We start from the raw sequence: 13,841 nt of genomic DNA, 5'->3' as shown, positions 1-13,841 counted from the left end.
AGACGCTTCTAGCGGACCGTCCTACTCGTCGTCAAGCGCACTCGGCGCTGCCGCGGCCGGCGCGGCCGACGTCCACTTCTTCACGAGGAAGACAAGGAAGACCGCGCCGCCGAGCACGAGAAACGCCGGCAGCAGGTAGACCAGCAGGTTGAAGCCGGACGCCTTGGGTTCGAGCAGGATCCACTCGCCGTACTTGGAGATGAAGTAGTCCTTGACCTGATCCGAGGACTTGCCCGCGGCGAGCTGCTCCTTGACCACGGTGCGCATCTGCTGCGCCAGTTCGGACGGCGAGTCCTGGATGGACACGCCCTGACAGACGGGGCAGCGGAGTTCCGAGGCCACCGACTTGGTGGCGGCTTCGAGCGACTTGTCGTTCTTCTGCGCGTCGGTCAGCGTGCCCTGCACCTGCACGCGCAGGGCGCCGCTGTCCTGCGGCGCGTTCTGCGGCGCGGCCGGCAGGGCCGGCGCCTGGGCGACGAGCGTGCCGCCCGCGAGCGATACCGCCGCCGTCACGCCAACGAGCAGCCGGGCGAGGATTCGGGAGTAGATCATTTGCCGCTCTCCGGCGTGGGAGCGGGAGCGACACCGGCTCCCGCGGGTGCCGCGGGCGCCGCCTGCCGCGCCGCGGCCATCAGTGAGTCCACCTTCAGGCGCACGACGCCGGGCGTCACCGGCCCCGTGTGCTTGTACGCCACGCGTCCGCTGGCGTCGAGGAAGAACGTCTCCGGCACGCCATAGAGGCCGTAATCGATGGCCACGCGCGCGCCCGGATCGTCCACTGACGGATACGACTGCCCGCCCATCTCGGCAATCCAGGCCGTGCCCTTGTCGGGCACGTCGTTGTAGAGCACGCCGAGGAACTGCACCGGCTGGCCCGCGTACGTCTGCGCCACTTCGGAAAGCGCGGCGTGCTCGTCACGGCAGGCGAGGCACCACGACGCCCAGAAATTCAGCACCACCACCTTGCCGCGCAGGTCGGCGAGGCGCACGGTGTCGCCGATCGGGCGATGCAGGTCCCCCTGCCCCGGCGCAAAGACCTGCAGCGCGAACTGCGGCGCCTCGCGCCCCGGCAGGGGCGAGGGAATGTTGTTCGGATCGCGCGTCAGTCCCCACGCGAAGAGCGCGATCACGGGCGCGGCCGTGGCCGCGGCAATCGAGGCGCGCTTCCAGTTCACGGCGCGGCCTCCGCCAGCGCCACGGCCGGTACCGCCGCCGCCATTTTCTGGCGCTGCGGCAGGATCCCGACGACGGCGCCGAGACAGAGCACGAACCCGCCAAACCAGATCCAGGGCACGAGCGGCTCCCAGATCACCTTCACAGTGACGTTCGACCCGTCCTGCTTGAAGGCCATCAGGTTGAAGTAGAGGTCGCCCGACAGCATGCTGCGCACGTCCGGCGTCGGCACCGGCTGCTGCGACGTCGGATAGTAGTTCATCCGCGGCTCGGCGGTGGAGACCACGCGGTTGCCGTCCATCAGCTCCATGGTCGCGCCGATCACCTGGCGCTGCTTCTCCTCCCGCCCCCACGCGTTCTTGAAGCGCACCGTGTGGCCGGCCACCGTCACCGTCTCACCCGGCTTCAGCGTCGCTTCCTGCTCCGTGCGGAACGTCGACGAGGCGGTCACGCCGAACGCGACGAGCACCACGCCGATGTGGGCGATGTAGCCGCCGTAGCGCCGGCGATTGCCGCCCACCAGGTGCGACAGCGCGATGGGCCACGATTCCCCGTGCGCTTTCACGCGGGCGTTGGCTCCGCGCACGAACTCCTCGACGTTGACGCCCAGCGCGAAGCCGGCGAACGAGAAGGCGAGAATGGAGTAGACGTTGCGCGCCCCGGCGACGATTGCCACGATGGCGAGCACCAGCCCGAGGATCACGCCCGGGACGAGCTTCGCCTTCAGCTCCGGCCCCGCCGCCTTCCGCCACGGCAGCGCCGGGCCGACGCCCATCAGGAAGAGGAGCGCCACCATCAGCGGGATGCTCATGCGGTTGAAGAACGGCGTTCCCACGCTCACCTTCACGCCGCGCGCCGCCTCGGCGACCAGCGGAAAGAGCGTGCCGATGAGCACCGTGAACATGAACGTCGTGAAGAGCAGGTTCTGCAGCAGGAAGACCGTCTCGCGCGACAGCGGCGCGTCGAGCTTGCCGTCGGACGCCAGCTTGTCGCTGTTGCCCGCCACCAGGAAGAGCGTGGCGACCAGCACCAGCGCGATGAAGCCGAGGAAGTAGTAGCCGATGGTGCCCTGCGTGAAGGCGTGCACCGACGAGATGATCCCGGAGCGCGTGAGGAACGTGCCGAGGATCGTCAGCACGAAGGTGCCGACCATCAGGTTCAGGTTCCACAGCTTCAGCATCCCGCGCCGCTCCTGCACCATCACCGAGTGCAGGTAGGCCGTGGCCGTCAGCCAGGGAATGAACGACGCATTCTCGACCGGATCCCACGCCCAGTAGCCGCCCCAGCCCAGCACTTCGTACGACCACCACATGCCGGCGATGATCGCGGCGGTGAGGAAGCCCCAGGCGGTGATCGTCCAGCGGCGCGTCAGGCGGATCCAGTCGTCGCTCGCCACCTCGCCGCTGAGCATCGCGCCCACGGCGAAGGCGAACGGCACCGTGAGCCCGACGTAGCCCAGGTAGAGGAGCGGCGGATGCACGCCCATCAGGATGTGGTTCTGCAGCAGCGGATTCGGCCCCGGGCCGTCGAACGGCACCGGGAAGACCGGCTGGAACGGATTGGCCGGCCCGATCAGCAGGACGTGGAAGAAGAGCGCCACCACCAGAAGCGTCATCGCCGCGTACGGCACGAGGTTCCCCTCGCGCTTCCGGTTGAACCAGACGACGGCGGCCGCGTACATCGCGAGCACCCAGGCCCAGAAGACGATCGAGCCCTCGAGCGCGCCCCACAGCGAGATGATCGTGTAGAACGTCGGCGTCGCGCGGCTGCCCACCTGCGCGACGTACGAGATGCTGAAGTCGTGCGAGACCAGGCCGTACACCAGCGCCAGCGTCGACACCGTGACGAGCACGAAGTTGGTGTAGACCGCGGCGTACAGGTACATCAGCCAGTCACGGCGTCCGCGCCGGACGGCGATCGGGCCGAAGAGCGCCCCCAGCGCCGTGACGGCGAGGGCGACCAGGATGGCGTCGTAGGCTAACAGTCGGGTCATGTCCCGGTGCTCTTCATGAGGGACTTGTACATCTCCGACGGGCGTTCGCCCTTCGTCGGCGCCTTGTACTCATTGGAATGCTTCACCATCAGGCTGGTGCTCTTGAAGACGCCGTCCTTGCCGTAGCGTCCCTCCACCACCACGCCCTGGCCGTCCTTGAACATGTTCGGCGGCGCGCCCTTGGAGTGCACCACCACCTCGCCCGTGCCGTCCGTGACGGCAAAGCGCAGGTCGAGCGCCTTCTCGTCCCAGATGACCGATCCGGGTTTCACCTGCCCGCCCAGCCGGATCGGCTTGTCATACCCATCCGCCCCCTTCGCCAGCAGTTCCTTGGGGGTGAGGAAGTACACCACGTTGCTGTCGAGGCCGCCGTAGATCAGCCAGCCGAAGGCAATCACGAGCACGCCGACCGCAGCCAGCGCGCCCCACTTGGTCCGTTTCGTCGTCATGTCCTGAACTCTCCCTTGGCCGCCTGATCGTACTCTGCCCGGGCCCGGCGCGCCGCACCGGCCAGCCGCACCAGCATGACCCCGAGCACCACCCACGTGATGACGTACGACGCCACCACGTACCCGATGCCGCCGTCCTCCAGTCCGTTAACCATTGTTGCCTCCCAGCGCCGCCGCCTGCGCCGCATGTTCCGCCGCGCGCTCGTAGCGCGCCGCCTCGTACCGGCGCCAGATGAACCAGATCACGAGCAGCGTGAACGCCGCCACGTTGAGCAGCAGCCCACGGAGGTACTCCGGGGACAGGCCGCGCGGATTGCTCTGGATCTGGTGCAGCGTCCGCCACCACCGCACCGACATCCAGACGATCGGCACGTTGATGGCACCGAGGATCCCGACGGCGGCGCTCCACTGCCCACGCCGCTGCGGATCCTCGACGAATGACCGCAGGGCCAGATACCCCACGAAAATGAGGAAGAGCACGAGCGTGCTGGTCAGTCGCGCGTCCCACGACCACCAGACCCCCCACGTCGGCCGCCCCCAGAGCATGCCGAGCACGAGCGTGAGGCCGCAGAACAGCGAGCCGACCTCCGCGGACGAGGCCGCCAGCAGGTCGGCGCGCTCGTCGTCCTTCCACAGGTACAGGACCGAGGCCATGAGGACGACGGCGAAGGCGGCGAAGGTGACCCAGGCCGCGGGGACGTGCACGTACATCATCTTCTGCAGGTGGCCCATCATCGCGTCCGCCGGGGACGTGAGGACCGAGTAGACCTGCGCGAAGACGAAGAACAGGATGGCGACCCAGCCGAGCGAGGCGGGGGTCGGCTTCGGCGGACCGAATTGACCGGACGTTGCGGGGGACATTGGGAAGATCAGACCTCGATCACGTATTCAAAGGCCACGAAGGTTGCCACGAGGAAGATGACATCGAACGCCGCGAGCATTTGCACCCAGGCCCCCGTCTCCTGCATCACGTCGCCGAACAGCAGGGCCTTGGTGGCCGACATGGAGGCGAGCAGCACCGGAATCAGCATGGGGTAGAGCAGCAGCGGAAGCAGGACCTCGCGCGCCCGGCTGCGGCTCGACATCGCGGAATAGAACGTGCCGAGCGCCACGATGCCGACGACGCCCAGCATCATGACGCCGAGGATCGACGGCCACGTCGACGGGACGGACACCGAGAACAGCACGATCCCGACCGGCACGACGATGACCAGCATCAGCGTCACGAAGATCAGGTTGGCGATCAGCTTGCCGGCAAAGATCGCCCAGCGCGCCCCCGGGTAGAGGAGCAGCGCCTCGAGCGCGCCGCCATCGAGTTCCACCTGGTACGAGCGGTTGAACGCGAGCACGCCGGCGAACAGCACGGCGAGCCAGAGCGCCCCGGCCGCCGCGTCCTTCAGCGCCGGGCCGTCGGGGCCGAGGGCGAGACCGAAGAGCACGAGGATGGTGACGCCGAGGGCGGCGACGGAGTTGAAGCCCGCCTTCGAGCGCAGCTCGGTGGTGATGTCCTTCCACACGATCGCGCGGATGCGCCGGATGTCGTCGCGGACGGCCATTACGAGATCCCCGCCGCGCCGGCCGGGAGCGTGATGGCCTGCGGCGACGCGCCGTCGTGCGCCATGTCGCCGAGCGTGGGCGCGTGCACCTTGCCCTCGCGAATGATGACCGTGCGGTCGAGCACGCCCTTGGCCGGCACCAGGTCGTGCAGCACGACCACCGCCGCGCCCCCCGCAGCGTTGAGTTCGCGAATGAAGCTGTTCATCAGCGCGATGCCCGCCACGTCGAGGTTGTTGTATGGCTCGTCGAGGAGGAGCAGGCGCGGGCGCTGCAGGATGAGGCGCGCCAGCGAGAGGCGGCGCTGCATCCCGGCGGAGAAGCCGCGCACGCGTTCATGCGTGACGTGGGTCAGCCCCACCCGCTCGAGCGCGGCATCGATATCGGCGGACGGGAAGCCCAGCATCGTGGCGGCGAAGGCGAGGTTCTCGCGGGCCGTGAGGTCATCGTAGAGCCCCGGCACGTGGGAGAAGAAGCCCACGTGATGGCGGACGTCGTCGCCTTCGGTCTTCACGTTCGACCCGTAGACGAAACAGTCGCCGGCCGATGGCTTGAGCAGCGTGGCGACGATGCGCATGAACGTGCTCTTGCCGCAGCCATTGTGGCCGAGCAGGCCGACCATCTCGCCCGCCTGCACCTGGAGATTGACGCCGCGCAACACCCAGCGGGCACCGAAGCGGCGCGCGATGCCGCGCGCGTCGAGCGCGAGATCAGGGGCGCGAAGGGTGGCGGCGCTGGTCACGAAAGAAAAGAGTACAATTGCCTCCCTCTTTTCCAGTCGCAGGATGCCGATTTTCTGTACGGCTTTACCCTACGTAGTAACACTATATGGCATAACGAGTTGAACGTTCGAGCGTATCTCTGCGAGCAGGGTTTTCGTTGTGCGCTTGTGAGAAAGAGAATGACAGCAAACGAGATGACGGGGACCGGCCGTAGTGCCGATCCCCGTCCTCGTATGGAGCGTATCGGGTTCGAACCGATGACCCCCGGCTTGCAAAGCCGGTGCTCTCCCAACTGAGCTAACGCCCCGACGTGCACAAATCTAAGTATCGATGGGTGGGAAGGGCAGATGGCAGATGGCGGATGGCGGATGGCGGGCGGCACTCGAATGATGACCATGCCTTCTCGTGATGACGCGGTACGCGGCAGCGGCCGCAGGATTTGGGCATGTATCCGTTGCACAAGCTCGAGGTCTACGCTCAGGCGAGAGCCCTCGCTGCCAACTGCAGCGCAGTCGCGGCGAGAGTTCGAGACCGCGATCTGCGCGCCCAGTTGCTTCGCTCTGTCCGTGCAATCCCCGCCAACCTCGCCGAGGGCGCGGCGTCCGAGTCGCAAGCGAGCTTCGCGCGCTACATCGCCATCTCAGTTGCGTCCGCGCGCGAAACCGCGAGTCACCTGCATGTGGCGCAGGATGCCGGACTGCTTCTTGTCCCAGACTGCGAGGCACTGCACGCCGAACTCGACCGCTTGGTCCCGAGACTCGTCCGCCTCCTCCAAGCCGTCCGCCGCAACGCAAACCGGCGGACCGGATAGCCCCGGCCCGCCGCATCTGCCACCCGCCCTCCGCCATCCGCCATCACTGGCCCAGCACGGATCTATTCATGCGCAGGGAGCGGTTCCATGGTTTCCGGATCACACGGCACCTGCACCTCGTCGCGATACGGCGACGTCATCAGGAAGACACGCATCTTGGGGAAGCCGTCCATGAACTGGGTGTAGAACCAGCCGAACGCCCCGAGGAAGCCGACGAACAGGGCCAGGTTCCACTTCCACAGCGCCGGCAGCTCACCCAGCGCGCGCGGCCCGTAGATCGACGGATACACCTCGACATACCGCGCCAGCCACAGCCCGACGAACGAGCAGGCGGCGAAGAACATCATTGTCGGCGTGTACAGCTTGGCCTTCACGCTCAGCAGGCCGAAGAACGGCAGCGTGAACATCAGCATCGCCACCGACACCGTGGCCGTCTTCCACGCGCCGGTCAGGCGCAGCGTGAAGAAGTGCGTCTCCTCCGGCATGTTGCCGTACCAGATCACGAGGTACTGCGAGAAGGTCAGGTAGCCCCAGAACGCCGTGAAGGCAAAGCACAGCTTGCCGATGTCGTGATACTGCTTCTCGGTGATCAGGTCCGGCGCGCCGAGGTGATGGTTGAACCACCGCACGAGGGCGCTGAAGATCATCAGCGCCACGACCCAGCCGCCCATGAAGACCTGCCAGCCGTACATCGTGCTGAAGAAGTGGATGTCGAGCGACATGCTGTGATCCCACGCCATCACGACCCACCCGAACCCGAACAGCAGCGCCATCACCACCGCCATCCACCCCTGTCGGCTGTGGGTGGAATGGAGTTCCCGGCGCTCCTCGCCGAAGCTGCGCCGCATCGCGGCGCGAATGCCGGCCGCCCACTTGGCGCCGTGCTCGGGCGTCACGCCGACGTCCAGCCGCACCGACGTCCACACGTACCAGACCTGCAGCGCCACCAGCGCGCCGAACACGCCGATGGACCGGGCCCAGAAGAACGTGTGATTCAGGTACAGGTTCTTCTCGGGGATGAGCTCGCCGGTCCCCGGCATGTCCCACCACGGATAGACCGCCCGGCCGCCGAAGAAGATGGTGAGCATCAGCGCGACGAACGCGAACGGGAGGAAGGCGACGAACCCCTCGAGGAAGCGGATCACCGAGCGCGACCAGCGCGCCGTCGTGATGCGCTGCACCGCCACGAACGTCACGCCGGCCGACGCGATGGTCGTGAAGAACAGCCAGTTCACATGGAAGGCCTGCCACGCGCGGCCGTTGCCGCGCGCGACGCCGTACAGGAAGACGGCGAAGCCGGCGACGAACATCGCCAGGAAGGCCTGCTTGATGGTCGCCGGAATCGGCTTGTCGATGGCCGCCACCACGCGTTCGCGCGACGGGGCGGGAGTATCGTGGGCGCTCATTACTTGTGGCCCTCCGTCTTGGCCTGGGCCGCCGGCTCGGCGGACTTCGGTGCCGCCGTCACGATCGGGCGGACGAAGGCCGGGTTGCGGTTGGGACCGATCTGCGTGAAGCCGGGCAGCTTGTCACCCGTCTCCCCGGGCAGGCCGGCCGGCGTCGTGTCGGCCACGATCCCCGGCACCTTGTCCTGCAGCGCGCGGATGTAGTTCACGACGTCCCAGCGGTCCATCTCTTCAATGCGATTGTACGACGGCATCAGGCCGCGACCGTTGCGGATCATGCCCCAGATGTAGCCGTCGGTGAAATTCTTGGCGCGGTCCGAGACGAGCGGCATCGGTACCATGCCGAGCGTGGTCGCGAGCCCGTTTCCCTTCCCCGACACGCCGTGGCACGGCGCGCAGTTGATCTGGTAGTAGACGCGGCCGCGGTGCACCGACGCGGTGTCGGCCGCCACGGGATTCGCCAGCGTGGACATGGAGTCGATCACGCTCGGCAACTGCCCGTACGACACGACCCACGCGGGCATCAGCGTGCCATTGGTGGACACCGAGCCGGCCGGATTGCCGCGGAAGCCCTTGGTCTCCGCCGAGTCGGGGTTGAAGACCTGCCACGGCCCCACGGACGGCTGCTGCTTGAAGTCGCCGAGCCACGTGCCGGTGCCGCAGGCGCCGAGCGCGAGCGGCAGCGCGACCAGCGCCGCGCGACGGAGAAGCGATTTAGCGTTCACCGCGCACCTCCACCGCCCCGTGCTTGCGCAGCAGCGCTTCGGCCGACGCGAGGCGATCGGGCGTGCATTCCACCCAGACGCCAAAGTCGCCGCTGCTGAAGCGGGGATCGTAGCCGACCATCATGGTCAGCCGCGGGACGCCGGCGTGGATGAACAGGCCGGCGACCGTCGACAGGGCGCCCACGAGCACGAAGACCTCGAAGCCGAAGATCGTGTACGGGATCCACGACGCGAACGCCTTGCCGCCCACCACCAGCGGCCAGTAGGCGGACGCCCAGATGGCAATCCAGTAGCCGAACACGCAGCCGGCGAGGCCGCCGATCAGCAGGTAGAGCCGCACCGGACTTGTCGGCGGCTTCACCGCCACCTCGAACTCGTGGCGCGGCGTCGGCGTGAACACCGTCACGTCGCCAAGGCGCGCCGTCTTCAGCTCGGTGATGGCGTCCACCGCGCTGTCCAACTCCTTGAAGTGACCGAGGACGCCGCGCATTAGTGGGCCCGTCCCGTTTGGGGTTCGAAGTCTTCGGCGTCCGCCGGCGTGTGCACGTGAACATGCCGGACGCGCGGCGGCACGATCTCCTTGGTCTCGGAGATGGCGATCACCGGGAACTGGCGGACAAAGAGCAGGAACCACATGAAGAACCAGCCGAACGACCCGATCAGGATGGAGTAGTCCACCCAGGTCGGCGCGTACGTCGTCCACTGCCACGGCTCGAACTCGTGCGACAGCGACGGGACGACGATCACGAAGCGCTCGAACCACATGCCGATGTTGATGAAGATCGACAGGATCCAGAGCCAGGTCGGGTTGCGGCGGAGCTTCTGCGAGAAGAGCGAGAGCGGCAGGATCATGTTGCAGGTGAGCATGATCCACGCGGCCCACCACCACTGGCCGAAGACGCGGTTCCAGAAGAAGGCCTGCTCGGCCGGCACGCCGCCGTACCAGGCGATGAAGAACTCGATCAGGTACGCGCACCCGACCACGAGCGACGTGGTGAGGCAGAGCTTCGCCGCCGCATCGAGGTGGTTGAGCGTCACGTAATGCTGCAGCCGGAAGTACTTCCGGATCGGGATGATGATCGTGAAGACCATCCCGATGCCCGAGAAGATGGCGCCGGCCACGAAGTAGGGCGGGAAGATGGTCGTGTGCCAGCCGGGCGTCAGCGCCATGGCGAAGTCGAACGACACCACCGAGTGCACCGAGAGCACCAGCGGCGTGCTGACCGCCGCCAGGAACAGGTAGGCGCGGGCGAAGTGCCGCCACTCCCGCTCGGTGTTGCGCCAGCCGAACGAGAGCAAGGCGAGAATCCGCTTGCGCGTCGGGTTCGTCTCGCGGTCGCGCAGCACGGCGATGTCGGGAATCAGGCCGACGAAGAGGAAGGTCGTCGAGATGGTCAGGTACGTCGAGATCGCGAAGACGTCCCACACCAGCGGCGACTTGAACTGCGGCCAGAGGAGGCGCCAGTTGGGATACGGAATCAGCCAGAAGGCCTTCCACGGCCGCCCGACGTGAATGATCGGGAAGAGGCCGGCCGTCATCACGGCGAAGACCGTCATCGCCTCGGCGCACCGGTAGATCGTGGTGCGGAAGCCGGCGCGGAAGAGATACAGAATGGCCGAAATGAGCGTCCCGGCGTGGCCGATGCCGACCCAGAACACGAAGGTGATGATGTAGACGCCCCACATCACCGGCGGATTGTATCCCGCGACGCCGAGGCCCTGGTGGATCTGGTACGCCCAGCTGGCGGCGCCAAGGGCCAGGCAGCCCATGGAGATCAGCAGCATCAGGAACCAGGCCTTGCTGGGCCGCAGCGTGGCCGTGATCTCGTGGTCGACCTGCTCGTAGTCCCGGATCGCCGGGAGCTGCACGTTCGCCGAGGCGATGTTCGGCCGCCTTGGTTCGTAGGCGATGGTTGCCATCGTCCGCGCCCCCTTACGCCGTAGCCCCGGCCGGGGCCGGGTGGTTGATCTTCTTCAGGTAGACGACCGCGGTGAACGTGTTCAGTTCCTCGAACACGTGATACGCGCGGCGGTCCTCGATGAGCTTGGTGACCGACCAGTTCTCATCCGCGGCGTCGCCGAAGATGATGGCGCGCGACGGGCAGGCCTGCGCGCATGCCGTGGTGAACTCGTCGGCGTTGATCTCGCGCTTCTGCACCTTGGCCAGCGTCTCCGCGTCGCGGATGCGCTGCACGCAGAACGAGCACTTCTCCATGACGCCCTTCCCGCGCACCGTCACGTCGGGATTGAGCTGCCAGTTGAGCGGCTCCGGGAACGCATACTGCGCGCGATCCTCCTCGCCGTACCCGAACCAGTTGAAGTAGCGGACCTTGTACGGGCAGTTGTTCGAGCAGTAGCGCGTGCCCACGCAGCGATTGTAGACCTGCACGTTCAGGCCGTCCGGCGAGTGGTAGGTCGCGTAGACCGGGCAGACGGGCTCGCACGGCGCGTTGCCGCAGTGCTGGCACATCATCGGGATGACGCGCGCCTCGGGATGATGCTCCGGGTTCCACGCCACGTCCTTGTACTCGCGGTCGATCTCGTAGTAGCGCTCGAGGCGCAGCCAGGCCATCTCGCGCGAGCGCGTGATGTTGGCCCCCGGGAACTTGCGGTCCGGGTACAGGATCGGCCCCTGCCACTCGGCGCCGACCGTCGGGATGTTGTTCTCGGCGTAGCAGGCCGTCACGCAGGCCGAGCACCCCGTGCACTTCGCGAGGTCGATCGTCATCGCCCAGCGGCGCTTGGCCAGGCCGCTCGGATGCTTCGGATCGTACTCGCCCAGCTGGCCCGACTTCGGGTCGCCGAGTTCGCCCTGCGCATCATTGGCCACCGGCGCGCGAAGGCCCGGCAGGAACTCCGTCGAGGCCTGCCCGGGGAACGCGTGCTCACCGTGCTCCGCGCCCTTCAGCAGTTCCTCGAGCGTCGCGGCGCGCGCGATGCCACGCCCGTGCTGTCGGCCGGAACCCTCGGTGGTGACGATCATCGAGTGCCCTTCGGCCTTCGAGACCGTGCAGCGCACGCCGACGAGCTGGTAGCCGCCGGCCTGGTCATTCGAGGCGGGGAGCAGGCTCCACGCGTTGTGCCCCGTGTTGGTCGCGTAGCGACCGGATGCCTGCTGTCCGCGTCCCACCATCACCGCGATGGTGTCGGGGCGAACGCCGATATAAAGGAAGGCGGGCGCCGTGATCGATCCGGCGGCCGTCTTCACCGTGACATGATCGCCGCTCGCGACGCCCAGTTTCCGCGCCGTCTCGGGATGCATCTCGACCACGGTCTGCCAGCAGATCTTCGTGACCGGGTCGGGGAGCTCCTGCAGCCACGGCTTGTTGGCGCCGCGGCCGTCGCCCATCAGCAGGTTGGAGTAGGTCGCGAGGTAGAAGTCGCCGTTCTGCTCGCCGGCGATGGCCGGCTTCATGATCTTCGCCACCGGCGCGACCCGCTTGGGAAGCGAGCCCGCGAGCACGGCCTTCGGCAGCGCGTTCTGCAGCCGGCCGTTGCCGCCGATGTGCTTGGCCACGACGCCGCGATAGTCGGGCGGGAACTTGGCGACGTCCGCGGCGTGCCGCTTGTCCTCGGCTGGATTCTCCGGGCAGGCGAAGCACGGCGCGGGCTTCAGCGACGCCAGCAGCACATCTGCCGTGGACCGGGTGTTGAAGACCGGATCCATGCTCGGCTGCTGCAGGCTCAGCGTTCCCTGCACCGGCTCCGCGATTCCCCAGCTCTCGAGCGCGTGGTGATCGGGGAGGATGAGGTCGCAGAGCGCCGTCGTCTCGTTCGGCACGGAGGAGAAGGAGACCTTGAACGGCACCTTCTTGAGCGCCGCGGCAAATCCCACGCCGGCCGGCGTGCTATAGACCGGATCGGCGCCACGCACGAAGAAGGCGGGCACTTCCCCGGCTTCCATGGCGGCCACGACATCGTTGAGCACGGCGGGCGGCACCACACCTTCCCACGCGCCGTGCGCCTCGGCTGGCTTCACCGTGACGCCGACATTGCCGAGCGCCTTGTTGAGGTTGGCCACCTCGGTGTTGAGGTCGAGGGCGTGCGGCCCCGAGCCGCCGGCGATGATCAGCGACGGCTTGGCGGCGGCCACTTCCTTCTGCAGCGCCGCGAGCACCTTGACCGGCACGTCGGTGCTGGCGGCCGCGTCGGCCGCCGACATCTTGCCAGCGAGCATCTTGGCGATCGCGCCCGCCGTGCCTGGCTTGGCCGCGATCCACTGGTCGGCGTTGAGGCCGGTGAGCGGGCGGCGCGGGCCGATGTAGATGAGGCGCGGCGCCCCGTCGATCTTGCCGCGCGCTTCGGCGAAGTCGAGCTGCTGCGGCACCGGAAGTCCCCAGCCATCGAGGAAGTCCGCCGCGAACGAGACGATCAACTGGGCGGCGCCAAAGTCGAGCTTCGGCCACGACACGCCGTACACCGCCTTGTTGGCGGCAATGGTCGCGAACGGCGCCTCGGCGTCATAGCTGATGTGCGGCGGCATGCCGCGCAGCGACAGCCACTCGTCGAGGAAGGTGTGGAGCAGCCCCTGCTCGTGCTGGTTGATGAAGACGGCGCCCTTGGCCTTGCCGCTCTTCATCGCCGTGTCCACGCCCTTGTGCAGGGCGTCCATCGCCTGGGTCCAGGTGATCGGCACGAGCTGGCCATTCTGCCGCAGCATCGGACCGCGGAAGCGGTCGGGGTTGTAGAGCCCCTGCAGCGCCGCCTGGCCGCGGGCGCAGAGCGCCCCGCGGTTCACCGGATGATCGGGGTTGCCCTCGATCTTGATCGCGCGGCCGTCGCGCGTCTCGACGAGGATGCCGCAGCCCGCCGCGCATTCGCGGCAGGTGCTGGCGTAGTAGTTGGAGACGCCCGGCACCGTGTGATCGGGTGACGTGACGTACGGAATGAGCTTCTCGACCTTGTCGGTGCTGCAGCCGACCATGGTCGTCGCGGCGCCAGTGACGCCGAGAACCTTCAGGAAATCGCGGCGCTTGACGCCGTTCGTCGTTTCCACGGGGATCGTCAT

Annotated in this window: 13 protein-coding genes and 1 tRNA gene; all 14 read right to left on the bottom strand. The window is 67.5% G+C overall.

Going from position 1 to position 13,841, the window contains the following annotated elements; translation table 11 throughout:
- Positions 1-21: 21 nt before the first annotated feature.
- Complete coding sequence (locus VGJ96_08595; GenBank protein ID HEY3287164.1) at positions 22-552, bottom strand: cytochrome c-type biogenesis protein; 531 nt, start codon at positions 550-552, stop codon at positions 22-24.
- Positions 549-1,175, bottom strand: a complete 627-nt coding sequence (locus VGJ96_08590; GenBank protein HEY3287163.1) for a redoxin domain-containing protein — start codon at positions 1,173-1,175, stop codon at positions 549-551. Before VGJ96_08590 ends, VGJ96_08595 begins: the two co-directional genes overlap by 4 nt.
- Complete coding sequence (locus tag VGJ96_08585; GenBank protein HEY3287162.1) at positions 1,172-3,166, bottom strand: heme lyase CcmF/NrfE family subunit; 1,995 nt, start codon at positions 3,164-3,166, stop codon at positions 1,172-1,174. Before VGJ96_08585 ends, VGJ96_08590 begins: the two co-directional genes overlap by 4 nt.
- Positions 3,163-3,615, bottom strand: coding sequence for a cytochrome c maturation protein CcmE (locus tag VGJ96_08580; GenBank protein HEY3287161.1), 453 nt, complete (start codon positions 3,613-3,615; stop codon positions 3,163-3,165). Before VGJ96_08580 ends, VGJ96_08585 begins: the two co-directional genes overlap by 4 nt.
- On the bottom strand, positions 3,612-3,770 hold the full coding sequence (locus tag VGJ96_08575; protein ID HEY3287160.1) for a hypothetical protein: 159 nt from the start codon (positions 3,768-3,770) through the stop codon (positions 3,612-3,614). The genes VGJ96_08580 and VGJ96_08575 overlap by 4 nt, the downstream gene beginning before the upstream one ends.
- On the bottom strand, positions 3,763-4,476 hold the full coding sequence (gene ccsA / locus VGJ96_08570) for a cytochrome c biogenesis protein CcsA (protein HEY3287159.1): 714 nt from the start codon (positions 4,474-4,476) through the stop codon (positions 3,763-3,765). Before ccsA ends, VGJ96_08575 begins: the two co-directional genes overlap by 8 nt.
- A gap of 8 nt (positions 4,477-4,484) precedes the next feature.
- On the bottom strand, positions 4,485-5,171 hold the full coding sequence (locus VGJ96_08565) for a heme exporter protein CcmB (protein ID HEY3287158.1): 687 nt from the start codon (positions 5,169-5,171) through the stop codon (positions 4,485-4,487).
- The gene (gene ccmA / locus VGJ96_08560) at positions 5,171-5,911 is read right to left on the bottom strand and encodes a heme ABC exporter ATP-binding protein CcmA (GenBank protein HEY3287157.1); all 741 of its coding nucleotides are present in this window, start codon (positions 5,909-5,911) and stop codon (positions 5,171-5,173) included. Before ccmA ends, VGJ96_08565 begins: the two co-directional genes overlap by 1 nt.
- 214 nt (positions 5,912-6,125) lie before the next feature.
- Positions 6,126-6,198, bottom strand: a tRNA-Ala gene (locus tag VGJ96_08555).
- Positions 6,199-6,764: 566 nt separating this feature from the next.
- On the bottom strand, positions 6,765-8,108 hold the full coding sequence (locus VGJ96_08550; protein ID HEY3287156.1) for a hypothetical protein: 1,344 nt from the start codon (positions 8,106-8,108) through the stop codon (positions 6,765-6,767).
- A complete protein-coding gene (locus VGJ96_08545) occupies positions 8,108-8,833 on the bottom strand; it encodes a cytochrome c (GenBank protein ID HEY3287155.1) in 726 nt (241 codons plus the stop codon). Before VGJ96_08545 ends, VGJ96_08550 begins: the two co-directional genes overlap by 1 nt.
- A complete protein-coding gene (locus tag VGJ96_08540) occupies positions 8,823-9,323 on the bottom strand; it encodes a DUF3341 domain-containing protein (GenBank protein ID HEY3287154.1) in 501 nt (166 codons plus the stop codon). The genes VGJ96_08545 and VGJ96_08540 overlap by 11 nt, the downstream gene beginning before the upstream one ends.
- Positions 9,323-10,753 carry an NrfD/PsrC family molybdoenzyme membrane anchor subunit gene (gene nrfD, locus VGJ96_08535; GenBank protein ID HEY3287153.1) on the bottom strand — a complete coding sequence of 477 codons (1,431 nt, stop codon included), beginning with the start codon at positions 10,751-10,753 and terminating at the stop codon, positions 9,323-9,325. Before nrfD ends, VGJ96_08540 begins: the two co-directional genes overlap by 1 nt.
- A gap of 13 nt (positions 10,754-10,766) precedes the next feature.
- Complete coding sequence (locus tag VGJ96_08530) at positions 10,767-13,841, bottom strand: molybdopterin-dependent oxidoreductase (GenBank protein ID HEY3287152.1); 3,075 nt, start codon at positions 13,839-13,841, stop codon at positions 10,767-10,769.

Source organism: Gemmatimonadaceae bacterium (assembly GCA_036504815.1).
GTDB lineage: Bacteria > Gemmatimonadota > Gemmatimonadetes > Gemmatimonadales > Gemmatimonadaceae > PNKL01.
This window is presented reverse-complemented; position numbering and strand designations above follow the sequence as displayed.

Bases quoted from the DNA above. Each gene is read 5' to 3' on its own strand.
- VGJ96_08540 (HEY3287154.1), bottom strand. From the start codon at position 9,323: ATGCGCGGCGTCCTCGGTCACTTCAAGGAGTTGGACAGCGCGGTGGAC.
- VGJ96_08530 (HEY3287152.1), bottom strand. From the start codon at position 13,841: ATGACGATCCCCGTGGAAACGACGAACGGCGTCAAGCGCCGCGATTTC.
- VGJ96_08565 (HEY3287158.1), bottom strand. From the start codon at position 5,171: ATGGCCGTCCGCGACGACATCCGGCGCATCCGCGCGATCGTGTGGAAG.
- ccsA (HEY3287159.1), bottom strand. From the start codon at position 4,476: ATGTCCCCCGCAACGTCCGGTCAATTCGGTCCGCCGAAGCCGACCCCC.
- VGJ96_08550 (HEY3287156.1), bottom strand. From the start codon at position 8,108: ATGAGCGCCCACGATACTCCCGCCCCGTCGCGCGAACGCGTGGTGGCG.
- VGJ96_08595 (HEY3287164.1), bottom strand. From the start codon at position 552: ATGATCTACTCCCGAATCCTCGCCCGGCTGCTCGTTGGCGTGACGGCG.
- VGJ96_08580 (HEY3287161.1), bottom strand. From the start codon at position 3,615: ATGACGACGAAACGGACCAAGTGGGGCGCGCTGGCTGCGGTCGGCGTG.
- VGJ96_08585 (HEY3287162.1), bottom strand. From the start codon at position 3,166: ATGACCCGACTGTTAGCCTACGACGCCATCCTGGTCGCCCTCGCCGTC.
- VGJ96_08575 (HEY3287160.1), bottom strand. From the start codon at position 3,770: ATGGTTAACGGACTGGAGGACGGCGGCATCGGGTACGTGGTGGCGTCG.
- nrfD (HEY3287153.1), bottom strand. From the start codon at position 10,753: ATGGCAACCATCGCCTACGAACCAAGGCGGCCGAACATCGCCTCGGCG.